Origin of the sequence: Paraburkholderia sp. GAS42 (assembly GCF_050436565.1) — a bacterium.
Taxonomy (GTDB): domain Bacteria; phylum Pseudomonadota; class Gammaproteobacteria; order Burkholderiales; family Burkholderiaceae; genus Paraburkholderia.
In genome coordinates this window covers 68,414-95,209 of the sequence record NZ_JBNDML010000025.1, presented here as the reverse complement: position 1 = coordinate 95,209, position 26,796 = coordinate 68,414, and the positions used below count along the sequence as shown (strand labels likewise).

29 protein-coding genes and 1 pseudogene are annotated in these 26,796 nt (G+C 62.7%); 23 read left to right on the top strand and 7 right to left on the bottom strand.

Annotation, left to right across the window (positions count from 1 at the left end; all coding sequences use genetic code 11):
* The first annotated feature begins 88 nt into the window (after window positions 1-88).
* From P3T16_RS29385 to ptsP, 3 genes are all read left to right on the top strand, one after another.
* Complete coding sequence (locus P3T16_RS29385) at window positions 89-553, top strand: PTS sugar transporter subunit IIA (RefSeq protein ID WP_429344927.1); 465 nt, start codon at window positions 89-91, stop codon at window positions 551-553.
* A 41-nt stretch (window positions 554-594) separates the two neighbouring features.
* Window positions 595-864 (top strand): HPr family phosphocarrier protein, encoded by a 270-nt coding sequence (locus P3T16_RS29380; RefSeq protein WP_228977339.1) that lies wholly within the window; start codon window positions 595-597, stop codon window positions 862-864.
* Window positions 865-1,157: 293 nt separating this feature from the next.
* On the top strand, window positions 1,158-2,909 hold the full coding sequence (gene ptsP, locus P3T16_RS29375) for a phosphoenolpyruvate--protein phosphotransferase (RefSeq protein WP_429254901.1): 1,752 nt from the start codon (window positions 1,158-1,160) through the stop codon (window positions 2,907-2,909).
* 19 nt (window positions 2,910-2,928) lie between these two features.
* On the opposite strand, the gene P3T16_RS29370 is transcribed toward ptsP, so the two are convergent.
* The 3 genes from P3T16_RS29370 to gpmA all read right to left on the bottom strand — a co-directional run bounded on the left by P3T16_RS29370 (window position 2,929) and on the right by gpmA (window position 6,398).
* On the bottom strand, window positions 2,929-3,687 hold the full coding sequence (locus P3T16_RS29370) for a HesA/MoeB/ThiF family protein (RefSeq protein WP_429344926.1): 759 nt from the start codon (window positions 3,685-3,687) through the stop codon (window positions 2,929-2,931).
* A gap of 103 nt (window positions 3,688-3,790) precedes the next feature.
* Window positions 3,791-5,368: a S41 family peptidase gene (locus P3T16_RS29365; protein WP_429254899.1), complete on the bottom strand. Its 1,578-nt coding sequence runs from the start codon at window positions 5,366-5,368 to the stop codon at window positions 3,791-3,793.
* A 283-nt stretch (window positions 5,369-5,651) separates the two neighbouring features.
* Window positions 5,652-6,398 carry a 2,3-diphosphoglycerate-dependent phosphoglycerate mutase gene (gene gpmA, locus P3T16_RS29360; protein ID WP_429254898.1) on the bottom strand — a complete coding sequence of 249 codons (747 nt, stop codon included), beginning with the start codon at window positions 6,396-6,398 and terminating at the stop codon, window positions 5,652-5,654.
* A gap of 146 nt (window positions 6,399-6,544) precedes the next feature.
* Between gpmA and P3T16_RS29355 the strand changes: the two genes are divergently transcribed.
* The 5 genes from P3T16_RS29355 to P3T16_RS29335 all read left to right on the top strand — a co-directional run bounded on the left by P3T16_RS29355 (window position 6,545) and on the right by P3T16_RS29335 (window position 9,513).
* Window positions 6,545-6,970, top strand: a complete 426-nt coding sequence (locus P3T16_RS29355; protein WP_429344925.1) for a rhodanese-like domain-containing protein — start codon at window positions 6,545-6,547, stop codon at window positions 6,968-6,970.
* On the top strand, window positions 6,967-7,230 hold the full coding sequence (gene grxC, locus P3T16_RS29350; RefSeq protein ID WP_429254896.1) for a glutaredoxin 3: 264 nt from the start codon (window positions 6,967-6,969) through the stop codon (window positions 7,228-7,230). Before P3T16_RS29355 ends, grxC begins: the two co-directional genes overlap by 4 nt.
* Window positions 7,231-7,353: 123 nt before the next feature.
* Window positions 7,354-7,824 carry a protein-export chaperone SecB gene (gene secB, locus P3T16_RS29345; protein WP_429344924.1) on the top strand — a complete coding sequence of 157 codons (471 nt, stop codon included), beginning with the start codon at window positions 7,354-7,356 and terminating at the stop codon, window positions 7,822-7,824.
* Between the two features lie 21 nt (window positions 7,825-7,845).
* Window positions 7,846-8,844, top strand: coding sequence for an NAD(P)H-dependent glycerol-3-phosphate dehydrogenase (locus P3T16_RS29340; RefSeq protein WP_429344923.1), 999 nt, complete (start codon window positions 7,846-7,848; stop codon window positions 8,842-8,844).
* A 120-nt stretch (window positions 8,845-8,964) separates the two neighbouring features.
* Window positions 8,965-9,513 (top strand): O-acetyl-ADP-ribose deacetylase, encoded by a 549-nt coding sequence (locus P3T16_RS29335; RefSeq protein ID WP_429344922.1) that lies wholly within the window; start codon window positions 8,965-8,967, stop codon window positions 9,511-9,513.
* Here P3T16_RS29335 and trmL read toward each other — a convergent pair.
* The gene (gene trmL / locus P3T16_RS29330) at window positions 9,486-9,956 is read right to left on the bottom strand and encodes a tRNA (uridine(34)/cytosine(34)/5-carboxymethylaminomethyluridine(34)-2'-O)-methyltransferase TrmL (RefSeq protein ID WP_429344921.1); all 471 of its coding nucleotides are present in this window, start codon (window positions 9,954-9,956) and stop codon (window positions 9,486-9,488) included. The two genes, P3T16_RS29335 and trmL, sit on opposite strands and share 28 nt — an antisense overlap.
* A 19-nt stretch (window positions 9,957-9,975) precedes the next feature.
* Window positions 9,976-10,785 carry a ComF family protein gene (locus P3T16_RS29325; RefSeq protein WP_429344920.1) on the bottom strand — a complete coding sequence of 270 codons (810 nt, stop codon included), beginning with the start codon at window positions 10,783-10,785 and terminating at the stop codon, window positions 9,976-9,978.
* Between the two features lie 85 nt (window positions 10,786-10,870).
* Between P3T16_RS29325 and P3T16_RS29320 the strand changes: the two genes are divergently transcribed.
* From P3T16_RS29320 to P3T16_RS29285, 8 genes are all read left to right on the top strand, one after another.
* Complete coding sequence (locus tag P3T16_RS29320) at window positions 10,871-11,836, top strand: methyltransferase domain-containing protein (RefSeq protein ID WP_429254890.1); 966 nt, start codon at window positions 10,871-10,873, stop codon at window positions 11,834-11,836.
* Window positions 11,837-12,108: 272 nt separating this feature from the next.
* Complete coding sequence (locus tag P3T16_RS29315; RefSeq protein WP_429344919.1) at window positions 12,109-12,585, top strand: DUF2244 domain-containing protein; 477 nt, start codon at window positions 12,109-12,111, stop codon at window positions 12,583-12,585.
* A gap of 75 nt (window positions 12,586-12,660) precedes the next feature.
* Complete coding sequence (gene coxB / locus P3T16_RS29310; RefSeq protein WP_429344918.1) at window positions 12,661-14,307, top strand: cytochrome c oxidase subunit II; 1,647 nt, start codon at window positions 12,661-12,663, stop codon at window positions 14,305-14,307.
* Between the two features lie 43 nt (window positions 14,308-14,350).
* Window positions 14,351-15,964: a cytochrome c oxidase subunit I gene (gene ctaD, locus P3T16_RS29305; protein WP_429344917.1), complete on the top strand. Its 1,614-nt coding sequence runs from the start codon at window positions 14,351-14,353 to the stop codon at window positions 15,962-15,964.
* Between the two features lie 109 nt (window positions 15,965-16,073).
* Entirely contained in the window at window positions 16,074-16,208 is a 135-nt protein-coding gene (locus tag P3T16_RS29300; protein WP_429254886.1) for a cytochrome oxidase small assembly protein, read from the top strand.
* A gap of 45 nt (window positions 16,209-16,253) precedes the next feature.
* Entirely contained in the window at window positions 16,254-16,892 is a 639-nt protein-coding gene (locus P3T16_RS29295; RefSeq protein WP_429254885.1) for a cytochrome c oxidase assembly protein, read from the top strand.
* Between the two features lie 34 nt (window positions 16,893-16,926).
* Window positions 16,927-17,130 (top strand): DUF2970 domain-containing protein, encoded by a 204-nt coding sequence (locus P3T16_RS29290; protein ID WP_429254884.1) that lies wholly within the window; start codon window positions 16,927-16,929, stop codon window positions 17,128-17,130.
* 144 nt (window positions 17,131-17,274) lie between these two features.
* A complete protein-coding gene (locus P3T16_RS29285) occupies window positions 17,275-18,132 on the top strand; it encodes a cytochrome c oxidase subunit 3 (RefSeq protein WP_429254883.1) in 858 nt (285 codons plus the stop codon).
* Between the two features lie 282 nt (window positions 18,133-18,414).
* Here the strand turns inward: P3T16_RS29285 and P3T16_RS29280 are convergent, their stop codons facing one another.
* Entirely contained in the window at window positions 18,415-18,624 is a 210-nt protein-coding gene (locus P3T16_RS29280; RefSeq protein WP_429254882.1) for a twin transmembrane helix small protein, read from the bottom strand.
* A gap of 87 nt (window positions 18,625-18,711) precedes the next feature.
* On the opposite strand from P3T16_RS29280, the gene P3T16_RS29275 reads away from it, so the two are divergent.
* The 7 genes from P3T16_RS29275 to P3T16_RS29245 all read left to right on the top strand — a co-directional run bounded on the left by P3T16_RS29275 (window position 18,712) and on the right by P3T16_RS29245 (window position 26,183).
* Entirely contained in the window at window positions 18,712-19,428 is a 717-nt protein-coding gene (locus P3T16_RS29275) for an SURF1 family protein (RefSeq protein WP_429344916.1), read from the top strand.
* 66 nt (window positions 19,429-19,494) lie between these two features.
* Window positions 19,495-20,202, top strand: a complete 708-nt coding sequence (locus P3T16_RS29270; RefSeq protein ID WP_429344915.1) for an SCO family protein — start codon at window positions 19,495-19,497, stop codon at window positions 20,200-20,202.
* Between the two features lie 54 nt (window positions 20,203-20,256).
* The gene (locus tag P3T16_RS29265) at window positions 20,257-21,366 is read left to right on the top strand and encodes a COX15/CtaA family protein (RefSeq protein ID WP_429344914.1); all 1,110 of its coding nucleotides are present in this window, start codon (window positions 20,257-20,259) and stop codon (window positions 21,364-21,366) included.
* 5 nt (window positions 21,367-21,371) lie between these two features.
* Window positions 21,372-22,277, top strand: a complete 906-nt coding sequence (cyoE, locus tag P3T16_RS29260) for a heme o synthase (RefSeq protein ID WP_429344913.1) — start codon at window positions 21,372-21,374, stop codon at window positions 22,275-22,277.
* 4 nt (window positions 22,278-22,281) lie between these two features.
* Complete coding sequence (locus P3T16_RS29255) at window positions 22,282-22,896, top strand: SCO family protein (RefSeq protein WP_429254877.1); 615 nt, start codon at window positions 22,282-22,284, stop codon at window positions 22,894-22,896.
* A gap of 347 nt (window positions 22,897-23,243) precedes the next feature.
* Complete coding sequence (locus tag P3T16_RS29250) at window positions 23,244-25,046, top strand: methyl-accepting chemotaxis protein (RefSeq protein ID WP_429344912.1); 1,803 nt, start codon at window positions 23,244-23,246, stop codon at window positions 25,044-25,046.
* 324 nt (window positions 25,047-25,370) lie between these two features.
* A complete protein-coding gene (locus P3T16_RS29245) occupies window positions 25,371-26,183 on the top strand; it encodes a MetQ/NlpA family ABC transporter substrate-binding protein (RefSeq protein WP_429344911.1) in 813 nt (270 codons plus the stop codon).
* Window positions 26,184-26,333: 150 nt separating this feature from the next.
* Here the strand turns inward: P3T16_RS29245 and P3T16_RS29240 are convergent.
* Window positions 26,334-26,765: pseudogene (locus P3T16_RS29240) on the bottom strand (MarR family winged helix-turn-helix transcriptional regulator); the annotation flags it as partial.
* Between the last annotated feature and the right edge of the window lie 31 nt (window positions 26,766-26,796).

The following is a 26,796-nucleotide window of genomic DNA, read 5'->3' as shown; positions in this document are numbered from 1 at the left end:
TCTGCACGGACACGCCGAAAGCGGGAAAATGGTGCTGTTACAATGCCCGGTCCACCGCTTTCCAGCCGTTTTTTGCTGTAACACTGACATGGCAGGCATTCTGATTATTGCGCACGCCCCGCTCGCCACCGCGCTGCGGGAGTGTATCGCTCACATTTACGGCGGCTTCCCCGCCCGCATTGGCGTCATCGACGTCATGCCGGACTGTGATCCTCCCGAAGTCATCGCATTTGCGTACTCCGAAATCGAGCGGCTGAGGGAAGAGAACGGCGCGCTCGTGCTGACCGATGTCTTCGGCGCAACGCCGGCGAACATCGCCGCGCGCCTCGCGACGCTGCCGGACGTGCGCGTGCTGTCGGGCGTCAACCTGCCGATGCTGGTGCGCGCCGTCTGCTATCGCGCGACGCCGCTCGACACGCTCGTCGACAAGGCGCTCGCCGGCGCGACGAAAGGCATCCATACAATCGTCCCGGGTGCGCCCGTGCCGGCTGGGGCGGCCGTCGATCCTACGGCGTGTCTGCCCGCGCAGCCGCCCGGGGCGAGCGCCGTTTAACTGTTTCACTTCACCATTCAACCCGCGCTTCGGAAGACCAGATGCTGCAAAAAGAAACGACAATCGTGAACAAGCTTGGGCTGCACGCGCGCGCGTCGGCCAAACTGACGCAACTCGCGGGTAATTTTCAGGCGGAAATCTGGATGAGCCGTAACGGCCGCCGGATCAACGCGAAGAGCATCATGGGCGTGATGATGCTGGCAGCAGGCATCGGCAGTACGGTGACGATCGAAACCGAGGGTTCGGACGAAACCGAAGCGATGGATGCGCTGCTGAAACTGATCGCGGATAAATTCGGCGAAGGTCAGTGAGCGCTGCGTGGTTCACGCACGGCCAGAGACAGCCAGAAAATGCCGCGTTCGACGCGGCATTTTTTTATTGCGCCACAATGGATGATTGCTTCGTGACATTACGGATTCGGGGAGACGTGGCACGATCGGCCTGCCTCGGGGGCTTTGAGAATCACGCACATCGGATCGTTTACGAAGATTCAGTATGTTGCACTGCACGCAGTCACACGAGGGCGCGGAATTTATAATGGTTGTCGTGGTCTGAGAGCATTGCAGCGGTTTGCCGCGGCATCACATAACTAGAGGAGGTGCGCGTGTCGTTCACGCTGCATGGAATTCCCGTGTCACGCGGTATTGCCATCGGGCGGGCCTATCTGATCGCCCCGGCTGCACTCGACGTCGACCACTATCTGATCGAACACGCCCAGATCGAGGGCGAGATCGAGCGCTTTCGCACGGCCCAGCAACGCGTGCACATCGAGCTCGACGTATTGCGCGCCGACCTTGCCGCCGATGCGCCCAGCGAAATGGGCGCCTTTATCAACGTCCACTCGATGATCCTGAACGACGCGATGCTCGTGCAGGAAACGATCGACCTGATCCGCACGCGCCGCTACAACGTGGAGTGGGCGCTTACCGAGCAACTCGAGCGCCTCTCGCGCCATTTCGACGATATCGAAGACGAATACCTGCGCGAGCGTAAGGCCGACATCGAGCAGGTGGTCGAGCGCGTGCTGAAGGCGCTCGCGGGCGCGTCGACCGTGGGTCTCGTCGAAGCGGTGCACGGCGCGTGCAGCGAAATGATCGTCGTCGCGCACGACATCGCGCCCGCCGACATGCTGCAGTTCAAGACGCAGACCTTCCAGGGTTTTGTCACGGACCTCGGCGGCCGCACGTCGCATACGGCGATCGTTGCGCGCAGTCTTGGCATTCCGGCGACCGTCGGCGTGCAGCAGGCGAGTGCACTGATCCGTCAGGACGATCTGATCATCGTCGATGGCGATCATGGCATCGTGATCGTCGATCCGGCGCCGATCGTGCTCGAAGAATATTCATATCGTCAGAGCGAAAAGGCGCTTGAACAGCGCAAGCTGCAACGCCTGAAGTTCTCGCCGACGCAAACGCTGTGCGGCACGAAAATCGAACTCTGCGCGAACATCGAACTGCCCGACGACGCACGCGCCGCGCTCGAAGCGGGCGCGACGGGTGTGGGTCTGTTCCGCACCGAGTTCCTGTTCATGAACCACAAGGACGAACTGCCGCAGGAAGAAGAGCAGTTCGATGCTTACCGTCGCGCGGTAGAGGGGATGAACGGCCTGCCGGTGACGATCCGCACAATCGACGTCGGCGCCGACAAGCCGCTCGATTCAATGGGCGGTGGCGACAGCTACGAAACTGCCGCGAACCCCGCCCTGGGGCTGCGTGCGATCCGCTGGAGCCTGTCCGAGCCGCAGATGTTCCTCACACAGTTGCGCGCGATCCTCCGCGCGTCGGCATTCGGTCAGGTGAAGATCCTGATTCCGATGCTCGCGCACGCGCAGGAAATCGACCAGACGCTGGATCTGATCAGCGAGGCCAAACGTCAGCTCGACGATGCCGGTCTCATCTACGATCCGAACGTGCGCGTCGGCGCGATGATCGAGATCCCGGCCGCCGCGATCGCGTTGCCGCTGTTTCTGAAGCGCCTCGATTTTCTGTCGATCGGGACGAACGATCTGATCCAGTACACGCTCGCCATCGATCGCGCGGATAACTCAGTGGCGCATCTGTACGACCCGCTGCATCCGGCCGTGCTGTATCTGATCGCGCTCACGCTGCGCGAGGCGAAGCGCGCCGGTGTGCCGGTTTCGGTGTGCGGTGAAATGGCGGGCGACCCGACCTTGACGCGTCTCTTGCTCGGCATGGGGCTCACCGAATTCTCGATGCATCCGAGTCAGTTGCTCGTCGTGAAGCAGGAGATCCTGCGTTCGAGTCTGAAGACGCTTGAAAAACCGGTGGCTGACGTGCTGGCTTCGTTTGAGCCGGAGGAAGTGCAGGCTGCGCTCAAGCGCGTCGCCGCGGCCTGATCGGGCCGCGTGCGCGATTCTATTGACGATGCGTGTCGCCGCAGACCGGACAATCCGGCTGACGCGCGATGCGCATCGTGTTCCATTCCATCCGCAGTGAATCCAGCATCATCAGACGCCCGACGAGCGGCGTTCCAATGCCCGCGATCACACGTAGCGCTTCGGCTGCCTGCATCGCGCCGATGATGCCGACCGTCGGCGAAAAAACGCCCATCGCCGAACACGCGACTTCCTCGAACGGCTGGTCTTCCGGGAACACGCACGCGTAGCAGGGCGACGCTTCGTCGCCGAAATCGAACGTGCTGATCTGGCCGTCGAAGCGCAACGCCGCGCCCGACACCAGCGGCACGCGATGTTTGACGCACGCGCGGTTGATCGCGTGACGCGTCGCGAAGTTATCGGTGCAGTCGAGCACGACCGCCGCGTGCGGCACATTTGCGTCGAGCCATGCGTCGTCGACGCGTTCAGCGATGGCGTTCACCTTCACGTCGGGGTTCAGTTGCGCGATGGCGTCGCGTCCCGACTCGACCTTCTTGCGTCCCACCGATGCCGTGACGTGCAGGATCTGCCGTTGCAGGTTCGTGAGATCGACCGTATCGGCGTCGACGAGCGTCAGCGTGCCGACGCCGGCTGCCGCCAGATACATCGCAGCTGGCGAGCCGAGGCCGCCCGCGCCGACGACGATCGCATGCGCATCGAGAAAGCACTGCTGCGCTTCGATGCCGAGTTCGTCGACAAGAATGTGGCGGGAATAGCGGAGGAGCTGGTCGTCGTTCATGGCGGTGCGCGTCGTAGTTATCGTTATTTTAATCGCGCGGGCGCTTTGAAGAGGCTGGACGCCTTCGCAGCCGAAGCTGCGAAGGCGGGTGAAGCGTGAAACGTTAGTTGCTTTGCGAAGCGGGCGCCGGGGCGGAAGCCGGTGCCGGGCCGGACGCGCCCGGCGTGACAGCTTGAGCCGGTTTCACGACGACGGGCGCCGAAGCCGATTGCGGCGGCTTGTTCTGCGCGAGGCGACGCTCGGTGATCGACTTCGACTCCTGGACCGGCTTGCTTTCGAGCTTGTTCAGGCCCTGTTGAAGCATGAAGTCGTCGGCGGAACCGAACTCGACCGGCTTGCGATCACGATCCTTCTGACGCTGTTCCGGCGTCTTCTTGTCGTTCTGCTCTTCGAGCAGACGCAGCTGGTCCATGCGCTCGTTTTCGCGCTGTTCCTGTTCCTTTTTCTCGTTCGGATCCTGCGTGTTCGCGAGGTGATTCGAGTAATCGACTTCACGCGTCACGAGCGCGTCGTCCGGATCGCCTTCCGCGTATTGATCCACCGCGACGTCCGGGCGAATGCCCTTGTTCTGGATCGAACGGCCGCTCGGGGTGTAGTAGTACGCCGTCGTCAGACGCAGCGCGGTATCGGAGGTCATCGGACGGACCGTCTGCACCGAGCCCTTGCCGAACGTCGTCTTGCCGACGATCAGCGCGCGACGCTGGTCCTGCAGCGCACCCGCGACAATTTCCGACGCCGACGCCGAATAGGCGTTCGTCAGCACGATCATCGGCACGGTCTTGAAGATCGGCGGCAGGCCCTTCAGCGGATCGCCATCGAACGAAGGCAGGCGGTAGTTATCGTAGGTATCGCGATAGACCTGTTTCGAATCCGGAATCTGACCGTTGGTGGATACCACCACCGAATCCGGCGGCAGGAACGCGCCCGCCACACCGACCGCGCTCTGCAGCAGACCACCGCCGTTGTTACGCAGATCGACGACGAGGCCCTTCAGGTTCGGCTGCTGACGCGCGATATCCTGCAGCTTGGCTGCGAGGTCGGGCGTAGTGCGTTCCTGGAAGCTCGTGATGCGGATGTACGCGTAGCCCGGCGCGAGGATCTTCATCTTCACGCTCTGGACGCGGATCACAGCGCGCGTCACCGTGAGCGGGAAGGTGCGGTCGTCGGTCTTGCGGAAGATCGTGAGCGTGACCTTCGTGCCCGGCTCGCCGCGCATCTGCTTGACGGCGTTATCGAGCGTCATGCCGCGCACCGGCTTGTCGTTGATGCGCGTGATCAGGTCGCCCGGACGAATGCCGGCGCGGAACGCGGGCGTGTCTTCGATCGGCGAGATCACCTTGATCAGACCATCTTCCGACGAAATTTCGATACCCAGACCTGCGAAACGACCCTTGGTCTGTTCCTGGAGTTCTTCGTAGTCGGTCTTGTCGAGATACGACGAGTGCGGGTCGAGGCTCGACACCATGCCCTTGATGGCGGCGGTGAGCAGTTTCTTGTCGTCGACCGGTTCGACGTACTCATGCTTGATCTGCCCGAAGACCTCGGCGAAGAGCCGAAGCTGGTCAAGTGGTAGTGGCGTGGTCGCGGTTTGCTGGGCCGAAGCGGAAAGCTGCAGGGTGGCAAAAACGCCAGTAGCAAGGCCCGCGGCGATCAGGCCGATATTTTTCAGGTTCTTTCGCATAGAGTCTGGTGCGGTCGGATGCGCGTGGCAGCGTCAAAGAGATTGGACGGACAAGTATAACTGCACACCCGTGCAGCAAGTGCTGCGAGTGTATTGGGCGGGTAATCGGGTTTCGACAGCCGCTGGCGCGGCAGGTTCGGGCTGGCGGCGCCCCGACGCACAAGTAATGTGCGGTAACAGTCGGATGGCGAGCCTGGATGGCGGGACGGCGCGCGCACCGGTAGTTCTTTCCGGTGCGCGCGCCGTCTTTGTCCTGCCTTCGCTGTCAGTCGGCAGGCCGTTTTCAGCCCGCCTTGCCCTGCTTTGCAACGGCGGCCTGGGCTGCTGCAATCGCATCGGCATCACCGAGGTAGTAGTGCCTGAGCGGCTTCAGGTTCTCGTCGAGTTCATACACGAGCGGCACGCCGTTCGGAATGTTCAGGCCGACAATGTCCGAATCCGAGATGCCGTCCAGGTACTTCACAAGTGCGCGGATCGAGTTGCCGTGAGCGGCGATCAGCACCTTGCGGCCCGACTTGATCGCGGGCGCGATCGATTCGTTCCATATCGGCAGCACGCGCGCGACCGTGTCTTTCAGGCACTCGGTCAGCGGCAGCTGTTCGCGCGGCACCTTCGCGTAACGCGGGTCGTTATAGGCGGTGCGGTCGTCGGACGGATCGAGTGCGGGCGGCGGCGTGTCGTAACTGCGGCGCCAGACCAGCACCTGCTCGTCGCCGTACTTCGCAGCGGTTTCGGCCTTGTTGAGGCCCGACAGCGCACCGTAATGGCGCTCGTTCAGGCGCCACGAATGGACGACCGGCAGATACATCAGGTCCATCTGGTCCTGCACGTGCCACAGCGTGCGGATCGCGCGCTTTAACACCGACGTGTAGGCGATGTCGAACGTGTAGCCGGATTCCTTCAGGAGTAGGCCCGCCTGCTGCGCTTCGCGGTTACCCTGTTCGGTGAGGTCGACATCAACCCAGCCGGTGAATCGGTTTTCCTTGTTCCACGTCGATTCGCCGTGGCGGATGAGAACGAGTTTGTACATGGTGCCGGTCGGTAGTAAGGAAGCGGTAAAGCACGCTGGCGGGTGTTCCGCATGGGGCCTGATGGGCCGCCGCCATCGCGTCAGACGGTTATTTTATAATGGGAAGATTGCCCTTTCCGATTTCTCTCTTTTTCGGCGGATTTTCCGTGAAGTTTTTCACTGATTACACAAACCTTGTACTCATCGCGATTGCCCTCATCTCCGGGGCGTTGCTCCTGTGGCCGGCGATCATCCGGCGTGGCCGCGGCGGCCTTTCCGCTGCCGAAGCCACCCAGCTGATCAACCGGCGCAATGCCGTGGTCATCGACCTTCGTCCCGCCGAGGATTTCGCCAAAGGTCATCTTCCGTCGGCACGCCACATCGAGTTCGCAGAGTTGCAGGCGAAAGTCGGTCAGCTTGTGAAGAACAAGAGCAATCCGGTGCTGCTGGTGTGCCAGACCGGCCAGCAGTCGCACAAGGCCGCGCGCGTCGTACAGGATGCGGGCTATGCCGAGGTCCACGTGCTGCAAGGCGGTCTCAACGCCTGGCAGCAGGCCGGTATGCCGGTCGTGAAACAAGGAGCTGCGAAGTGAACAAAGTGATCATGTACAGCACGCAGGTGTGTCCGTATTGCCAGATGGCCGAACGTCTTTTAAAGTCGCGCGGCGTCGAGCACGTTGAAAAAGTGCTCATCGACAAGGACCCGGCCCGTCGCGAAGAAATGATGACGCGTACAGGCCGCCGGACAGTGCCGCAGGTGTACATCGGCGAGAGGCACGTTGGCGGTTATGACGATCTCTCCGCGCTCGATCGCGCGGGCGGTCTGATGTCGCTGCTCGAAGCGGCCGCGTAACTGACCGGTTCGCATCGCTTCGCCAGACGAGTCGCGCCAGTACCGGCGCGACGAGTCACAAAGATCCGGCGGACCATCGGCGATGGCCCGCCGTTATGAATTTATCCAGGGACCCATTCAATCATGTCTGACGAGAATAACCAGCCGTTCTTCAACATCCAGCGCATTTACCTGAAGGACATGTCGCTCGAGCAGCCGAACTCGCCGGCCATCTTCCTGGAACAGGACATGCCGTCGGTCGAAGTCGAAGTCGACGTGAAGGCTGAGCGCCTCGCCGACACCGTGTTCGAAATCCTCGTGACCGGCACGGTCACCGCCAAGGTCAAGGATAAGGTCGCGTTCCTGATCGAAGCCAAGCAGGCTGGCATTTTCGACATCCGCAACATCCCGGCTGAACAGATCGATCCGCTCGTCGGCATTGCATGCCCGACGATCCTGTTCCCGTATCTGCGCTCGAACATCGCCGACGCGATCACGCGCGCAGGCTTCCCGCCGATCCACCTCGCCGAAATCAACTTCCAGGCGCTGTACGAGCAACGCCTCGCGCAGCTCGGTGGCGCGGACGGCGTGCCGAACGGCAACGCGACCCACTAAGGGTTGCGTCCGGTGCCGCGTATGAAGGTCGCCGTTCTCGGCGCTGGTGCATGGGGCACCGCTCTCGCGGGCCATCTGGCTGCGCGGCACGATGCGGTGCTCTGGGCGCGCGACAGCGCGCTCGTTTCCGACCTCTCCACGACGCACGAAAACGCCCGCTATCTGGCGGGCGTTTCGCTGCCGCCTGCGCTTCGTTACGAAGCGGATCTGGCGGCGGCGCTCGCGCATTGCGCCGCCGCTGACGCATTGTGCGTCGTCGCGACACCTGTCGCTGGCCTGCGTGGTCTGTTTCGCGCCATGCGCGATGCGGGCAGTGTGCCGACGCATGTCGTGTGGCTGTGCAAGGGCTTCGAATCGGATACGCAGTTGTTGCCGCATCAGGTTGTCGCCGCGGAACTGGCGGGACACGCGAGCAACGGCGTGCTATCTGGGCCGAGTTTCGCCCGCGAGGTCGGGCAAGGTCTGCCGGTGGCGCTGACGGTCGCGAGCGGCGCGGCGGCGTGCCGCGAGCGCACCGTCGCGGCATTCCATCACGGCGCGATGCGCATCTACACCGGCGACGACCTCGTCGGCGTCGAAGTGGGCGGCGCGGTCAAGAACGTGCTGGCGATTGCGACGGGCATTTCGGATGGCCTTGGTCTTGGCCTGAATGCACGTGCTGCGCTGATCACGCGTGGGCTCGCGGAAATGTCACGGCTTGGCGTGACGCTTGGCGGTCGGGCTGAAACGTTCACGGGTTTGACCGGCCTCGGCGACCTGATTCTCACCGCGACGGGCGATCTGTCGCGTAATCGAACGGTTGGTGTGCAACTCGCGTCAGGCCGCACGCTCGACGATATTCTCGGTGGCCTTGGCCATGTGGCCGAAGGCGTGCGTTGCGCGCAGGCGGTGCTGGCCATCGCGCGTGCGCATGCAATCGAGGTGCCGATCACGCAGGCAGTGTGTGCTGTACTGTTCGACGGTGTCGCGCCGCGCGATGCGGTCAGCGCACTTCTGCGTCGCGATTCAAAGGCGGAATAACGTCGGCGTCCGTTCGGCGTCGGACCGCTGTTTACTTTCTCTCTTGCGTCGCGGTTGATTCTGAACCGCGGCGTTACTCCGCTGTCCACCTGATAAAGGCGTCCGGACGCGGAGGTTCCCATGCTCACTATCGGTCAATGCAGGCTCGAAGCGCGTGTCGTCGACATCACGACGCTCGCCGTCGATGCAATCGTCAACGCGGCGAATACGTCGTTGCTGGGCGGAGGCGGCGTCGATGGCGCGATCCACCGGGCGGCGGGACGCGATCTGCTGCACGAATGCGAGACGCTCGGCGGGTGCGCCACCGGCGACGCGAAAATCACCGCAGGCTACAAACTTCCTGCGAAGCACGTGATCCACGCCGTGGGCCCGGTATGGGGCGGCGGCCAGCGCGGCGAGTCGGAACTGCTTGCGTCCTGCTATCGACGTTCGCTCGAGCTCGCGCAAGACGCGCATTGCTCGAGCATCGCGTTTCCGGCGATTAGCTGCGGTGTTTACCGCTTTCCCGCGCAGCAGGCGGTGCAAATTGCCGTTGGCACGGTCATCGAGACCTTGCCGCAAGCCGCTTCAATAAATCACATGATCTTTGCGTGCTTCGACGATGCAATGTTCCGGCTGTATGAAAGCGAACTGGCCGATCGTCAGGCGCCGCCGTCGAAACCCGCCTGACGCCACGCTTCAAACACCACCACCGCAACCGTATTCGACAGATTCAGGCTGCGGTTACCCGGTCGCATCGGTAGCCGGACGCGCTGTTCGTGGGTAAAGGTCGACAGTACGGTATCGGGCAGCCCGCGCGTTTCGGCACCGAATACGAACCAGTCGCCGGGCTGAAACGTGTGATCGTGAAAACGTCCCGAGCCGCGCGTGGTGAACGCAAACATGCGCGCTGCGTCCGGCGATTCGGCGGTGACAAACGCGTCCCAACTGGCATGCACATGCATCTGCGCGTACTCGTGATAGTCGAGACCGGCGCGACGCATCCTGGCGTCGTCGAGGGGAAAACCGAGCGGTTCGATCAGATGCAGCCGCGCGCCGGTATTGGCGCACAGGCGGATCACGTTGCCGGTATTCGGCGGAATTTCGGGCTCGACGAGAACGACGTTGAACATGATTTGAACGGGTTGAAGACTAGTTTTTCGGTGTGCGCAGCGCTGTGAGGCAGGTCACGCGTCGCGCGCCGGCCAGCTTGAGCGTACGCGCGACGGCTTCGAGTGTGGCGCCCGAGGTCATCACATCGTCGACGATCGCGACGTGCAGACCCTTCACCGGCTTTGCCACAGCAAACGCGCGGCCGACGTTCTCGCGCCGCGCGTCGAGATCGAGCCGCGACTGCGGTGCGGTATCGATGATGCGCCGGATCAGCGTCGCGTCACGTCGTATGTGCAGCGCGTCGGCGAGCGGCTTCGCGATTTCCCATGCCTGGTTGTAGCCGCGCTCGATCAGCCGGCGGCGCGCCAGTGGCACCGGCGCAATCACGTCCGGGCGTGCGGCGGTTTCCAGCGCGTCATCCGCGAGGCGGGCGAGACGTTCGCCGAATTCGCGCGCCAGCATGAGCCGCGCGCGAAACTTCAGCCCCAGCGCCAGTGCATCGAGCGGCGCGCGGTAATCGGCGAGCGTGAAGGTTGCGTCGAACGACGGCGGAGCCGAGACGCAATCTCCACATTGGTATCGACCGCGACCGCGATCCCGACCGGACTGCCGCAAAGATGCCGCCAATGGAATCGCGCAAACCGCGCAGCGCAGACGCGTTTCATTCCAGCAGGCCGCATCGCAGCCCTCGCACAGTGTTTGCTGCGACAAATTGCCGCACAGTCCACAGAGATTGGGTAGCGCGAACGCAGCAACCTGCTGCCATATCAGACAAACGCGCGAGCAAACGAGACGCGAGACGATCGCAAACCGGTTGCGAGAGGATGGAGAAACGGACGTGACCGGCATGGCTGAATGTGCCCGCGAAGGCCTCCTGCACTGAAGCAAAGGGAGCGAGCGAGTATACTTCGCACTCTTCGTCCGTACGACCGCCATGCCCCCAACTCCCGCAAAAACCAGCCGTCCGGCCTATGATTCGCGGCGTTTGCGACGGATTTTCGACCGCCGCGCCGCGACTTTCGATGACGTCGCCTTTCTGCCGCGCGAAATCGCGCAACGCATGCGCGAGCGTCTCGACTTCATCAAGATGAGTCCGGCCAGCGTGCTCGATGCAGGCTGCGGCGCGGGCGACGATCTTCCCGTCCTGCGCGAGCGCTTCCCCGAAGCGCCGGTTTTTGGCACCGACCTGTCGCATGCAATGCTTCGCCGCGCGCTGCATCACGACGCTGGCGACACGAGCTGGCGACGCTTTCTGCCGGCTTCGATCGGCAAGGCGCTCGGCGCACGCGGTCCGCGTTTCGCGCAGGCCGATTTCTCCGCACTGCCGTTCGCCCATGGCGCGTTCGAATTCGTCTGGTCCAACCTGGCGCTGCACTGGCACTCGCGGCCCGATCTCGTCTTTCCCGAATGGCAGCGTGTGCTGAAGGTGAACGGCCTGCTGATGTTCAGCACGCTCGGCCCCGACACGCTCAAGGAGCTGCGCGGCGCGTGGGCCGAGGTCGAGGCGACCCACGGCGTAAGCTCGCGCGCTCACGTGATTGACTTTGTCGACATGCATGATCTCGGCGATATGCTCGTCGAAAGCGGATTCGAGATTCCAGTCATGGACCAGGAAACGCTCACCATCACCTACAGGTCGCCCGAGTCGCTGCTTGCGGATGTGCGTCGCTGGGGCGCTTACCCGTTCGAGCGCGAAGCGGCCTCGCCGGGCACGGCAAGGCGTCTGCACAAGGCGCTGCTGACGGCCCTCGAGGCGCGCCGGCGCGCGGACGGCACGATTCCGCTCACGTTCGAAGTCATCTACGGGCACGCCTGGAAAGCCGTGCCGCGGACCACGGCCGAAGGTCACGGCATCGTGCGTATTGAAGACATCGGCAGAGGTTCGTCGAAGAATCGTTGATGCGGTAAAGAGGACATCTGTTATGTCTGAAATTACCGCTTCGAAAGGCGTCAACGAGGTGCGTCAAAACGGCGCAGAGGCTTGTCGCGACTGGCTTGCAAGCCGATAGAGCGTTGCTTGTGGATGCCATTGAACGCGCCTATAATGCGTCAGTTTGTCGCTCGGGGTTCCCACATTTGGGGCGACAGGCCGAGGCGGGCCAAGACGGAAAGCTGGCCGAAAGCGCCGAAGGTGACGGTGTCAGGCGCGGTGCCGGATGCAGGGAGGCAGCGATGGAAGCGACTGATCTGCTGGCGGATTCAGAACCGGTCCTGAAAGACTGGACCATGAAACGCAACTGTTCGGCTTCGCCACGACAGTTCGTTGGCTTCTATGTGTCGCTTGCGCTGGTCTCGTTGGCGATCGCCTTCACGCTTTTGCTGTACGGCGCGTGGCTGGTGTTGCCGTTCACGGGTATCGAGCTGCTGGCGGTAGGTGTCGCGTTTGTCATCTATGCGCGCCACGCTGTGGATTACGAACGCATCCGGCTCTATCCGAACCGGCTGGTGATCGAGCAGGTGAGCGCAGAGCAGATCACACAGATTGAATTCAATCCGCGCTGGGTGCGGGTAGAAACCGGAGCAACGCCGTGCGACCGGATCGCGCTCGTGTCGCGTGGCCAGGCGGTGATGATCGGGCAGCATCTCGCGCAGTACCAGCGTGCGCAGTTTGCGGGCGAATTGCGAGCATGGCTCAGGCGTTGCGATTAGAAGCGCTGAGCCGAACGCCGTTCCGGAAAGCGTGAAAAAAGCGCGGAAAGCCTTCCAGCGGGGTCGAGGGTTTGAATGGAAATTTTGGGTAAGGAAGCTATGAAAACAATCAAGCGAGCCCTCATGGGCGTGCTGGCGTTTAGCGGGCTGTTCTTCGCCGGTGCGGCCATGGCAGTCGGCGATAGTCCGGGCGGCCCAGCCGTCAACGAGATCAATCTCCAGCCGCCTGCGACAAAAATCGCTGAGGAGCTCTACAGCCTCCACACGTTCATGCTGATTCTCTGCACGGTGATTTTCATCGGTGTGTTCGGCGTGATGTTCTATTCGATCTTTGCTCACCGCAAGTCGAAGGGCCACAAGGCCGCCAATTTCCACGAAAGCACCACCGTCGAAATCATCTGGACGATCGTCCCGTTCATCATCGTCGTGCTGATGGCGCTGCCCGCCACCAAGACCGTCGTTGCGATGAAGGACACGACCAACGCCGACGTCACCGTCAAGGTCACGGGCTACCAGTGGAAGTGGGGCTACGACTACGTGAAGGGCCCGGGCGAGGGCATCAGCTTCCTTTCCACGCTGGCTACGCCGCGTGCCGAAACGGACGGCCGTCAGCCGATCTCCGATACCTATCTGCAGGAAGTCGACAACCCGCTCGTCGTTCCCGTCGACAAGAAGATCCGCATCATCACCACCGCGAACGACGTCGTTCACTCCTGGTACGTGCCGGCTTTCGGCGTGAAGCAGGATGCGATTCCGGGCTTCGTGCGCGACACGTGGTTCAAGGCCGACAAGGCGGGCACGTTCCGCGGCTTCTGTACCGAACTCTGCGGCAAGGAACACGCGTTCATGCCGGTCGTCGTGCGGGTGCTGTCTGCTGAAGACTACGCAGCCTGGGTCGACGGCGAGAAGAAGAAAATGGCCGCCGGCGCCGACGATCCCAACAAGACATACACGCTGGCCGAGCTGACGGAACGTGGCGGCAAGGTCTACGCAGCGAACTGCGCGGTGTGCCACCAGCCGACCGGCAAGGGCGCAGGCGCATTCCCGGCGCTCGACGGCAGCAAGATCGCCAACGGCCCGATCGCCGAACACGTGAGCCTCGTGCTGAAAGGCAAGAACGCGATGCCTCCGTGGGCGCCGACGCTGAACGACGTCGAAATCGCTTCGGTCGTCACGTACGAACGTAATGCGTGGGGCAACCACACGGGCGACATCCTCCAGCCGAAGCAGGTCGCCGATGCACGTAACGGCAAGCTGCCGGAAGGCGGCAACCATCTGGCCGACGCAGGCGCAGCAGCGGGCGCAAGCGATGCGGCAGCGGCAAGCGGCGCCGAAGCCACTTCGGGCGCGGCGCCGGCATCGGCTGGTGCAGCGGGCTCGGACAGCGCAACTTCGGCACCGCAGGCAGGCCTGCCGGCAAGCGTCTACTTCGAGACCGGCAAGAGCGCACTCCCGGCCGACGCGAAAGCAGCGGTCGACGCAGCCGCCGCCTACGCAAAGTCGCATCCTGATGCGAAGTTCACGCTGTCAGGTTTCACCGACAAGACGGGTTCTGCCGACGCCAACGCAAAACTCGCGAAGCGTCGCGCTGAAGCAGTGCGCGACGCGCTGAAGGCAGCGGGCATCGCCGAAGACCACATCATTTTGAAGAAGCCGGAAACGATCACGGGCGGGGCTGACGCGAAAGAAGCCCGGCGTGTCGAGATCAGCGCAGCGGCCTGACGTGTCACGGTCAGCAGAGCAGAATTCGTTTTAGGAGATTTTCATGTCTAGCATCGGACACGATGTAGCCGCTGGTCACGAGCACGTGCACGGCGACCATGCCCACGAGACGCCGCATGGCTGGCGCCGCTGGCTGTACGCGACCAACCACAAGGATATCGGTACGCTGTACCTGATCTTCTCGTTCGTCATGTTCCTGTCCGGGGGCGTGATGGCGCTGGCGATCCGCGCCGAGCTGTTCGAGCCGGGTCTGCAGATCATGCGTCCCGAGTTCTTCAACCAGTTGACCACCATGCACGGCCTGATCATGGTGTTCGGCGCGATCATGCCGGCGTTCGTCGGTTTCGCGAACTGGATGGTGCCGCTGCAGGTCGGCGCATCGGATATGGCCTTCGCGCGGATGAACAACTTCAGCTTCTGGCTGCTGCCGGTGGCTGCCGTGCTGCTGATCAGCTCGTTCTTCGCACCGGGCGGCGCGACCGCCGCGGGCTGGACGCTGTATGCACCGCTGTCGACGCAGATGGGCCCGGGCATGGACTTCGCGATTTTCGCGGTCCACTTGATGGGTGCTTCGTCGATCATGGGCGGTATCAACATCGTCGTGACGATCCTGAACATGCGCGCGCCGGGCATGACGCTGATGAAGATGCCGATGTTCGCATGGACGTGGCTCATCACCGCCTACCTGCTGATCGCCGTGATGCCGGTTCTGGCTGGCGCGATCACGATGGTGCTTTTCGACCGCCACTTCGGCACGTCGTTCTTCAGCGCGGCTGGCGGCGGCGACCCGGTGATGTATCAGCACATCTTCTGGTTCTTCGGTCACCCCGAGGTCTACATCATGATCTTGCCGGCGTTCGGGATCGTGTCGCAGGTGATCCCGGCGTTCTCGCGCAAACCGCTGTTCGGCTATAGCTCGATGGTGTACGCAACGGCATCGATCGCGATCCTGTCGTTCATGGTCTGGGCGCACCACATGTTTGCAACCGGCATGCCGGTGACGGGCCAGCTGTTCTTCATGTATGCGACGATGCTGATCGCCGTGCCGACGGGCGTGAAGGTGTTCAACTGGGTCGCGACGATGTGGCGCGGTTCGCTCTCCTTCGAAACGCCGATGCTGTTCGCCGTCGGCTTCCTGTTCGTGTTCACGTTCGGTGGTCTGACGGGCCTGATGCTCGCGATGGCGCCGCTCGACATCCAGTATCACGGTACCTATTTCGTGGTCGCCCACTTCCACTACGTGCTGGTGGCAGGGTCGCTCTTCGGGCTCTTCTCCGGCTGGTATTACTGGTCGCCGAAGTGGACCGGCTGGATGTACAACGAGACACGCGGCAAGATCCACTTCTGGGCGTCGATGATTTTCTTCAACCTCGCGTTCCTGCCGATGCACTTCGTGGGCCTCGCAGGCATGCCGCGTCGTTACGCCGACTACCCGGCGCAGTTCACCGACTGGAACCAGGTCGTGACGATCGGCGCATTCGGCTTCGGTCTCGCGCAGGTGTACTTCCTGTTCGCAGTCGCACTGCCGGCGTATCGTGGTGGCGGCGAGCTGGAAAAGGCGTCGGACAAGCCGTGGGACGGCGCAACGGGCCTCGAATGGACCGTGCCGAGCCCGGCTCCGTTCCACACGTTCGAAAACCCGCCGACCGTCGAATAAGACGTTTCGGTCAACGCGACCCGGTTCAGGCGGCAGAAGGTTGAACCGGGAAGCCAGACGGGCGGCGGCAGTCCAGCCGCCCGGTCAGAAGAGTATCCAGACATTGAGCATGACCCGGAATTCACAGCAAAGACGTACTCCCGAGCAGGTTCGCGCGGGCAACAAGCGGCTGGGTTTGATCCTGCTCGTCGTGGTGATCGTTTTCTTTACGGGTGCCGTGATCAAGCAGGTCTGGTTTAGCTGACAGTGCTGGTTGAACCTGCCCTGGCAGCCTGATTGAGGAAGTACGATGTCGAAGCACCCGCCGGCCGAGGCCGACCGCTCTTTTAACCGTTCGATGCTGATCAAGCTGTTCGTCGTCGCGTTGATGATGTTCGGCTTCGGGTTCGCGCTGGTGCCGATGTATCGCGCAATCTGTCAGATTACGGGCATCAACAATCTCGTTCAGCGCGATGCAACGGTGCGCGAGGCGAAGAATACGCAGGTCGACATGAGCCGCACGATTTCGATCGAATTCGATGCGAACGCGCGCGGCCCGCTCGGTTTCAAGCCGGAGCAGCACAGCATGGACGTGCATCCGGGCGAAGTAACAACGGTGATGTACCAGGTCAGCAACGAACAGGCGCGCACGATTCAGGCGCAGGCGATTCCGAGCTACGCGCCGCGCGAGGCGACCGAGTACTTCAAGAAGATCGAGTGTTTCTGTTTTACGCAGCAGACGTTGGCGGCAAGCGAGACGAAACGGCTGCCGGTGGTATTTGTCGTCGATCCGAAATTGCCGAAAGATGTGAAGACGATCACGCTGTCGTACACGTTCTTCGAACTGAACACGCCGGCGCCGACGACGAAGGGCACCGCGAATCAGGCGGCCGACACCACCGGTAAACCGGCGGTGAGCGCATCTGGCAAAGCGGCGAACCCTGCCTGACGGCGCGTGCCGCAGGCAAAGGAAGACGACGCGAATGAGCGACAACGGCGGGCGCAAAAGCAGTTTCGGGCAGTCGATGAAGGCTGTGTTGTGGTCATTTCTGGGAGTGCGCAAGCGGCGCGATCTCGAGGCGGACGCGACCCAGCTCAATCCGCTGCATGTGGTCGCCGCAGCCCTCATCTGCGCGGCGATCCTGATTGGCGTGCTGATCTTCGTGGTGCGCCTCGTGGTCGGATAAAAGCTGCACCGGATGGAATGGGCAGCGCGGGTCGATGAAGGCCCAGGAATAGAGTGAAGCGGTGCGGTATCGACGCGCCGTTGAAGATAAAGCCGGAACCAACCGGACCAAGCGGAACAACTGGACTGAAGTGGAGAATCAAGAATGAGCGGTCAAAACGAGAGCCCGTACTATTTCGTACCGCATCCGTCGCGGCATCCGATCAGCGCGGCCGTCGGGCTGCTGGTCATGCTCGGATCGCTTGCGCAGTGGATCAACGGCGAAAGCTGGGCGCCCCTCGGCGTGCTGGCCGGCCTGTTGTGGCTGCTCTTCACGTTGTGGCACTGGTTCGGCGACGCGATCTCCGAATCGGAAGGCGGCATGTACGGCAAGCGCGTCGACGCGTCGTATCGCTGGAGCATGAGCTGGTTCATCTTCTCCGAAGTGATGTTCTTCGGCGCGTTCTTCGGGGCACTGTTCTATGCACGTCAGATCGCAATGCATCAGCTCGGCAGCCTCGATTACAAGCTGATCTGGCCGGACTTCTCGGCCGTGTGGCCGAACAACGGTCCCGCCGCGCTGGTCTCGCACTTCAAGTCGATGCAGCCGTGGCCGGTGCCGACGATCAACACGGCGCTGCTGCTGTCGTCGGGCGCGACGTTGACCGTGTCGCACCATGCGCTGCGTGAGAACCATCGTCGCAAGGCGATCGCCTGGCTGGCCGCGACGCTCGTGCTCGGCGTCTGCTTCCTGTTCCTGCAGGGCTTCGAATATTTCCACGCGTACAACGAACTGAACCTGACGCTGGCGTCGGGTGTGTACGGTTCGACGTTCTTCCTGCTGACCGGCTTCCACGGTTTCCACGTGTTCCTTGGCGGCACGATGCTGGCAGTGGTGCTGGCGCGGATGATCCGCGGCCACTTCACGGCCGATCACCACTTCGCGTTCGAAGGCGCCGCCTGGTACTGGCACTTTGTGGACGTCGTGTGGCTCGGGCTGTACGTCGTCGTGTACTGGCTGTAAGGCGGTCTGGCCCGCATCGGCGGTTATCCGGCGTATGCGGGCTGTTGCGCTTCAGGTGGTTCGAAAGCAGCCGAACGAAGCGCGGAAGAAGGGATGCACAAGCAGTATGCAGAAACCACGCAGCGCCGCCCTCGACCCTGTCAGGGCGGCGTTTTGCTTGATGGATCGGGCGAAGTTCTGAATGGCTTGTCGTGACCTGCGCATGGGCCTGTCCATTGGCCAGCTTCAGGCCCGACGCACGTCAACTGACGTTATCGCCAGTCAGCAGCCGCTGGCGAAACATCAGCGGCCGACCGGAATTCCGGTGGACTGGATCCAGCCCATCCAGTGTGCGAACAGGATGAACAGAAAAAGCGAGATCGAGAGGCCGACGCGTGTCGCGAGCGACCAGACCATCCGCTTCGACTGGCCCCGGTCGTGCATCATGAAGTACAGCGCCGAAGCCATGCTGGCGATGATGAGGACGAAGGCGATGGGAACGAGGATATGCATGGAACCGGTTGACCGTCAGGAACGCGAACGTAAGACGTTCATTATCTCACCGTGTATTGCAAGGCGTGTGCCTGCGGGCGGTGTGAAATGAAGTTTCGACTTGTCCCCGTGGTGCTGATCCTGATCGTCGTCGCCGTGACGGTGAGGCTTGGCTTCTGGCAGCGCGATCGCGCGCATCAGAAGGAGGCGCTGCAGGCGCACATCACGCAGTTCGAAAATGCACCGGCGCAAAACGTCACGGCCACGCCCGTCGCGCTGAAGGACATCGAGTTTCATCGCGTGCGCGCGACCGGCAGTTTTGTGCCGGAGAAGGTCGTCTACCTGGACAATCGGCCGTATAACGACCAGCCAGGCTTTTATGTCGTGATGCCCTTTAAACTGCACGACGGCGGTTATGTGCTCGTCAATCGTGGCTGGTTGCCGCGCAACATGAACGATCGCACGGCGATGAGGCCGTATGAGACGCCGAAGGGCGAGATCGAAATCGAAGGCATCGCGCGCGCTGATGCGAGCAAGGCGTACGAACTGGGGCAAGGCGGGTCGGCGGCACACCAGCGGATCCGCCAGAATCTCGACGTCAATGCCTACGCAACCGAAACGGGATTGCCGCTGCAACCGTTCGTGATCCAGCAGTTGAGCGACGACGGCGACACGCTGGTGCGCGACTGGCCCGTGCCGGCGACCGGCGTCGAAACGAATTATGGCTACATGTTCCAGTGGTGGGGCATGGCGGCCGCGGCCATCGGGTTCGGGCTGTACGCGGCCCGTCGCGCCGCGAAGAAAGAGCACGCTCCCAGCGTGTAAATGCATCGCGCGCGATGACCGGTCGATGTCGACCGTCATCGCGCAATCATCGAAAGAGGTCCTGTAGTGTCGACGCAATCTCCCCGTTCTCCGCAATCCGGCAAGACCGCGCGCCCGACGGCGCAACGTGGCCAGCCGGCCTCGAAAGGCGCGTCGAGCGACCTGCCGTCTGGCGCGCCGTCCGGCAGGCAAGGCTCGTGGCAGCGCGGCCGCTGGATGATGTTGCTGATCGCGATCATCTGTGCGGCGCCGGTGGTTGCTTCGTACGTCACGTACTACATCGTCAAGCCGAAGGGCGGCTCGACGAGTTACGGCACGCTCGTTGAACCGCAGCGTCCGATTCCCGACTCGCTCGTCGTCACCGGCGAGGATGGCAAGCCGATGAAGCTCGCGTCGCTGCGCGGCCGCTGGCTGATGATTTCCGTCGACGGCAGCGCGTGCGACAAGGCCTGCGTCACAAAGCTGTATTTCATGCGCCAGGTCCGCGCGACGCAGGGTGGCGAGCGCGAGCGCGTCGTCAACGTGTGGCTGCGCACCGATCCATCGGATGTACCCGACGTCGTCAAACACGCCTACGACGACACCGACATGCTGATCGCCGATCCGTCCGCGGTGGCCGCATGGCTGCCGGTGGACAACGGCACGAAGGTGACCGATCACATCTACATGGTCGATCCGAACGGCAATCTGATGATGCGATTCCCGAAGGATCCGAACCCGAGCAAGATCAAGAGCGACGTGACGAAGCTGCTCAAGTGGTCGAGCATCGGCTGATGATGCGGCGCCCTGCTGAGGGCGGATACCGGTTTTCGCGAGAAGGGTGGAGAGATGTTCGTTTTGCAACTCGGCCTGATTGGTCTGTGCATCGCGCTGTTGCCGCTGTCGTACGTGTGGGTCAAGGCCGACGACAACAAGTTTCGCAAGCTCGTCTGGGTTACGACGTTCCTGACGCTTGACCTCGTGATGTTCGGCGGCTTTACGCGTCTGACCGATTCGGGTCTCGGTTGCCCGGACTGGCCGGGCTGCTACGGCACTTCGTCGCCGTTTATCGCGCATGCCGCGATCAGCGCCGCTTATCAGGCGATGCCGACCGGACCGGTGAGCATGTCGAAGGCGTGGATCGAGATGATTCACCGCTACTTCGCGATGGCGATCGGCGTGCTGATCGTCGCCCAGACGGTGATCGCGTGGATGGCGCGGCTGCGTCGCCGGCCGTTGCATGTGTCGCCGTGGTGGCCGACCTCGCTGCTGCTGCTGATTCTGGTGCAGGGCGCGTTCGGCGCGTGGACCGTGACGATGAAGCTGCAACCCGTGATCGTGACGATTCACCTGTTGCTCGGCCTCGCATTGCTCGGCACCCTGGGCTGGCTGGCCGCGCGCCAGACGCCGCTGCCCGCGTACGAACCCGAAGCCGCCCGCTGGCGCACAGCCGCAGTGGCCGGCCTGATTCTGCTGATTGTGCAGATCGCGCTGGGCGGCTGGGTCAGCACGAATTACGCGGTGCTCGCCTGCACTGATTTCCCGACCTGCAACGGCCAGTGGATACCGGCGATGAACTTCGAGCACGGCTTTCACCTGTGGCGCGCGCTCGGCATGACCGGCGACGGCGATGTCATCACGCAGGACGCGCTCGTCGCAATTCACTGGACGCATCGGACCTTCGCGCTCGTCGTTGTCGCGTATCTTGTGTGGTTCGCGCTGAAAATGCGTCGCTTCGAGTCGTTGCGGCGGCCGGCGAACGGCGTGCTGCTCGTCGTCGTGATCCAGTTCGTGACTGGTCTGTCGAACATTGTCCTGCAATGGCCGTTGCCCATTGCAGTCGCCCATAACGGAGGCGCCGCGATCCTGCTGCTCCTGCTCGTTATGCTAAACTTTCGAATCGCTTATAGCCGTCCCGGCCGCGCCGTGTTGCCCGCGCGTGATGCCGCGCCAGCGTGACCCACATGGACAGCACAACTCTCTCCCAGCATCCCGGTAGCCGGATCGCCCAGTACATTTCGCTGACGAAGCCGCGTGTGACGCAGCTCGCGGTGTTCTGCGCGGTGATCGGCATGTTCCTGTCGACGCCCGGCATGGTGCCGTGGAAACCGCTGGTCGGCGGCACAGTCGGCATCTGGTTGCTGGCGGCAGGCGCATTCGCGATCAACTGCCTCGTCGAACAGAAGATCGACGCCAGGATGCGTCGCACGGCATGGCGTCCGTCCGCGCGCGGCGAAATCACCACGACGCAGATCCTGCTGTTCTCCGCTGTGCTCGGCGGCCTCGGCATGTGGACGCTCTACATCTTCGCCAATGCGCTGACGATGTGGCTCACCGTCGCTACGTTCGTCGGCTATGCGGTTATCTACACGCTGCTGCTGAAACCTGCGACGCCGCAGAACATCGTGATCGGCGGCGCTTCGGGCGCGATGCCGCCGGCGCTCGGCTGGGCCGCTGTCACCGGTCATGTGCCGGGCGATGCGTGGATTCTCGTGCTGATCATCTTCGTGTGGACGCCGCCGCATTTCTGGGCGCTCGCGCTCTACCGCCGCAAGGACTACGAAAACGCCGGTCTGCCGATGTTGCCCAACACCCACGGCGAGCAGTACACGCGGCTGCATATCCTGCTGTACACGGTGATCCTGTTCGCCGTGGCGTTGATGCCGTTCGTTTCCGGCATGAGCGGTGTCGTGTATCTCGCTTCGGCGGTGCTGCTCGGCGCGGTTTTCCTCGCGTATGCGTGGAAAATATACCGGGAATATTCCGACGCGCTCGCGCGTAAAACCTTTCGTTACTCGATCGTTTATCTGTCGCTGCTGTTCGCGGCGTTGCTGGTCGACCATTACGCACGCGTCCTGATCGGCGCGTAACACCATGCTCACACTCAGGCTTGCGCGCGCGGCGCGCGTCGCAGCGGTCGCCTGCGCGCTTGGCGGCGCGCTCTTCATGACCGGCTGCAACAAGGCGCCTGCATTCCAGAACCTCGATATCACCGGCAACACGCAGTTCGGCTCCGATTTCTCGCTGCCGGATGCGAGCGGTAAAACGCGCACGCTCGCTGACTTCAAGGGCAAGGTGGTCGTGTTGTTCTTCGGCTATACGCACTGCCCGGACGTCTGCCCGACGACGATGGCCGAACTTTCGCAGGCGCTGGAGCAACTCGGGCCGAAGGATGCAAAGCGCGTGCAGGTGCTGTTCGTGACCGTCGATCCGGAGCGCGATACGCCCGCATTGATGGCGCAGTATGTGCCGGCGTTCAACCCGACGTTTATTGGATTGCGGCCGGCGGACGAGGCACAACTCGTCAAGGTGACGAAGGACTTCCGCGTGTACTACGCGAAGGTGCCCGGCAAGACGCCCGACAGCTACACGATGGACCACACCGCTGCGAGCTACGTGTTCGATCCGGACGGCAAGCTGAGACTCTTCGCCCGCGACGGGCAGGGCGCGGCGCCCTGGGTCCACGACATCAAACTCATGCTCGACTGAGCGAAGAAGAAAACGAAACGCGAAGCGGCCACCGGCCGCTTTTTTATCGCCCCAGCGTCAGGACAACACCGGTAGATTGAGCCCCGGCGCCGGTCGCGTGACCTTGAATTCCTTGACCGGGTAAGTCGCCAGTTGCTGCGTTCAGCGCCAGAACCGGCGTGATCCAGCGTCGTCGCCGGGCGAGCCACTAGCCAGCCGGTCGCCGCTCTTTGGGGCGGCCTGCCCAGCTATGTCCCTTTTTGTCTCAAGTTGGGCAACCTTTTAGCCGTTATACAGCGAGCAATCGTTTGCGCCGATCAGGCGCACGCGCGCGAACTGGAAGAACCCACACGAAAGAGACCGACACGATGAGCAGGATGAGTCTGAATCGCAAGCTGTGGCTGTCGCTTGCGCTCGTATGGCTGGGGTTGCTGGGCGTTGGGCTGTGGAGCGCGGTCGAAACCCGCGGCACCATGCTCGCCGAGCGCAAGGCCGGCATGGTGAATCTCGTCGAGGCGGCGCAGGGCGTCGTCAACGGCTATTACACGCTGGCGCAGAGCGGCAAGCTCAGCGAAGCCGACGCGCAGCGCGAAGCGCTCGCCCGTCTCGCGACGATGCGCTACGGCGAATCCGGTTACCTCTTCGTGATGGATTCGAAGCCGGTCGTGCTGATGCACCCGACGCTGCCGCAAATGAACGGCAAACCCGTCGGCGATTTCAAGGATCCGGACGGCAAACTGCTGTACGTAGCGCTCGTCGATGCAGCGAAGGCGAGCGGCCGCGGTTTCGCGGAATATCGCGGACGGCTGCCGCACAGCGAAACCGCGGTGCCGAAGATCAGCTACGTCGTGCGTTTTGCACCGTGGGACTGGAACATCACGAGCGGTGTTTTTATCCGCGACATCGATACGACTTACTACGAAACGCTGCTCGGCCACCTGATCGTGGTGCTCGTGGTCGGCGCGGTGATTTCGCTGGCGATGGTGCTGATCATCCGCAACGTGCGCGGCAGTCTTGGCGGCGAGCCTGAACAGGCGGCGCGTCTCGCGGCGAGTATCGCGCAGGGCGATCTGACGCAGACGGTCGTGCTGCGTTCGAACGACTCGACCAGCATGATGGCCGCGATGAACCATATGCAGGCGCGTCTGCAACGCACGATCGGCGAGATTCGCCATTCGGCTGAATCGATTGCATCGGCGACGCAGCAGATCGCCGCCGGCAACAGCGACCTGTCGCAACGCACCGAGCAGCAGGCGGCGTCGCTGCAGGAAACGGCCGCGAGCATGGAAGAGCTGACGGCAACGGTGAAGCAGAACGCCGACAACGCGCGTCAGGCCAGTGGGCTCGCGCACAACGCGTCGGATATCGCGACGCGCGGCAACGACGTCGTCAGCCGTGTGATCGGCACGATGACCGAGATCAACGAAAGCTCGCACAAGATATCCGACATCATCGGCGTGATCGAAGGCATCGCATTCCAGACCAATATTCTCGCGCTGAACGCCGCGGTAGAAGCGGCGCGTGCGGGCGAGCAGGGTCGCGGCTTCGCAGTCGTGGCGGGTGAAGTGCGAAGCCTCGCGCAACGTTCGGCGACCGCGGCGAAGGAGATCAAGCAGCTGATTGGCGATTCTGTGGAACGCGTGGACAACGGCTCGGCGCTCGTCGGTCAGGCCGGTACGACGATGGGCGAAATCCTGCAGGCCGTGCGTCGCGTGACGGACATCATGGGTGAAATCGCCGCGGCGTCCGAAGAACAGAGCAGCGGCATTTCGCAGGTCGGTCGCGCCGTTACGCAGATGGACGAAGTTACGCAGCAAAACGCCGCGCTCGTGGAACAGGCGGCCGCTGGTGCGGCTTCGCTGCAGGATCAGGCGGCGCGTCTGCGCGAGACGGTGGCCGCGTTCCGTGTCGACGAACAGGCGAGCCGTGTCGAGCCATCCGCGCGGATCGCCGCAAGGACGCTGCTTTCGACGACGACCCGTGCGGCGGGACGTGCGAAGGAAACGCCGAAGCCTGCGGTTCGCGCGGTTGTCAGCGAGGCATCGACGCAAGGCGGCGCTGACACTGACACGTCCCCATCGGCCCGCGCGAAGGCGAAAGCTGAGACACCTTCGGCGAACGCGATTGTCACCAAAGCTGCAGCGTCCAGCGACGAGTGGACCACGTTCTGATTCACGCATAGTTGAAGCAGGCCGCCGGCATTCGGGCTGGCGGCCCGCAACGCGACTGGAAATCGCGCATCTCGCCGCAGGCTTTTGCCGCGCGATCTCTCCTCGCTGGTCGTTGCACAATTCCCCGCGCTTCCCCGCACTTCCCCGCAGTTCCCCTTCACCCAGTGCAAACCGCTCGCATATTCATATGCGATCGCGATATTTCCCTTTGCGCGAGGCGTATGAGACCATTCGCGGTCCAGCGGACTGCGAAGACAGAAGACAGTCCCGGCGCGCCTCTCGCGAACTATTGAACCTGAATCAACGCAACACAATCGGAAATCCATGCAGCGTAGAACTATCCTCAAAGCCCTCTCCGGGGTTCTCGCCACCGCCGCTTTCGCGACGAGCTTCGCCGCGCACGCCGACGACAAGGTCATCAAGGTCGGCACCATCAGCGGCCCCGACGCGCAGATCTGGGCAGTCGTCCAGAAAGTCGCGAAGCGCGAAGGGCTGAACGTGAAGGTCATCGAATTCAACGACTACGTGCAGCCGAACGCCGCGCTCGACGCAGGCGATCTCGATGCCAACAGCTTTCAGCACCAGCCGTATCTCGACAGCCAGGTCAAACAGCGTGGCTACAAGATCGTGACTGCTGGCCTCACGTACATCTCGCCGCTCGGCATCTATTCGAAGAAGCTGAAATCGGCGAAGGATCTGCCGCAAGGCGCGAAGGTCGCGGTGCCGAACGATCCGTCGAATGAGAACCGCGCGCTGCTGTTGCTGCAATCGCAGGGCGTGATCAAGCTGAAGGCCGGCGCAGGTACGAACGGCAACAACGCAACGCCACTCGACGTCGCTGACAATCCGAAGAAGGTGAAGCTGGTCGAGCTGGATGCGGCGCAACTGCCGCGCTCGCTCGCGGATGTCGACGCCGCGGCGATCAACACGAACTTCGCGCTGGCCGCCGGCCTGCAACCGACGAAGGATGCGATCGCGCTAGAAGACGTCCATAGCCCGTACGCGAACCTGATCGCAGTTCGCACGCAGGACAAGGACAAGCCGTGGGTGAAGAAGCTCGTGGCGGCGTATCAGTCGGACGATGTGCGACAGTTCATCAAGTCGGAGTTCAAGGGCTCGGTGGTGCCGTCGTTCTGATTCTTCCGTTCGCGGAAAGCCTCAGCGTCGAAGCACAGGCGCCATGGGAAACCATGGCGCTTTTTTATTGCTTGCACGTATGGGCGGAAAGGCGAAAGTCCGCGGCTTGCACGTGCTCGTCGATCAAATTTCGCCGCGATGGATGTCGCGGCCAAGCAGCTGTTCGATCAACTGCATTGCCGCGACGAGTTGCTCCTGCGCCGCCGGCTCGAGTCGCATCAACTGTGCGGACACTTCTTCGATCGCGGCGACATCGAGCGGTTCGTACGCGGCGCGACCTGCGTCGGTGAGCGCGAGAAGCGACTGGCGGGCGTCGGCGTCGGATGGGCGTCGGGAAATCAGGTTACGGCGCTCGAAGCTGGTGAGCAGGCGGCTCAGGTAGCCGCTATCGAGGCCGAGATTGCGGGCGAGCGCGGCGGCCGTATCGGCTTGACCGCGTGACAGCTCGTGCAGCACGCGCACTTCGGTCAGCGAAAACGGGCTCTTTTGCAGACGCTCGTGCAACGCGCCGATGTGTTGCGTATAGAAGCGATTGAAACGGCGCACGGCCTGAGCGCGCTGCAGCACCGCAGGATCGGTCAACGTAGGCTCCCCTGAAGATCTTTTTGTTGGT